The organism is Enterococcus sp. S183_ASV_20 (assembly GCF_018919685.1).
In the GTDB taxonomy this organism is placed as follows: domain Bacteria; phylum Bacillota; class Bacilli; order Lactobacillales; family Enterococcaceae; genus Enterococcus; species Enterococcus faecalis.
This window is the reverse complement of record NZ_JAHLRI010000200.1, coordinates 1-275: the sequence shown is the minus strand read 5'-3', so window position 1 is coordinate 275 and position 275 is coordinate 1. Positions and strand designations below refer to the sequence as shown.

Here is a 275-nt window from a genome sequence, read left to right as displayed (position 1 = left end):
AATAGATGACTGTCTAATTCAATAGACGTTACCTGTTTACTTATTTTAGCCAGTTTCGTCGTTAAATGCCCTTTACCTGTTCCAATTTCGTAAACGGTATCGGTTTCTTTTAAATTCAATTGTTTTATTATTTGGTTGAGTACTTTTTCACTCGTTAAAAAGTTTTGAGAATATTTTATATTTTTGTTCATGTAATCACTCCTGAAGTGATTACATCTATAAATAAATACAGAAGTTAAACGATTTGTTTGTAATTTTAGTTATCTGTTTAAAAA

1 protein-coding gene is annotated in these 275 nt (G+C 27.3%); it reads right to left on the bottom strand.

The window, feature by feature from the left end; all coding sequences use genetic code 11:
• Nucleotides 1–191, bottom strand: a 191-nt coding sequence (locus tag KQI94_RS16415) for an rRNA adenine N-6-methyltransferase family protein (protein ID WP_216432243.1), incomplete at its 3' end; no start/stop codon positions are given.
• Nucleotides 192–275 lie beyond the last annotated feature (84 nt).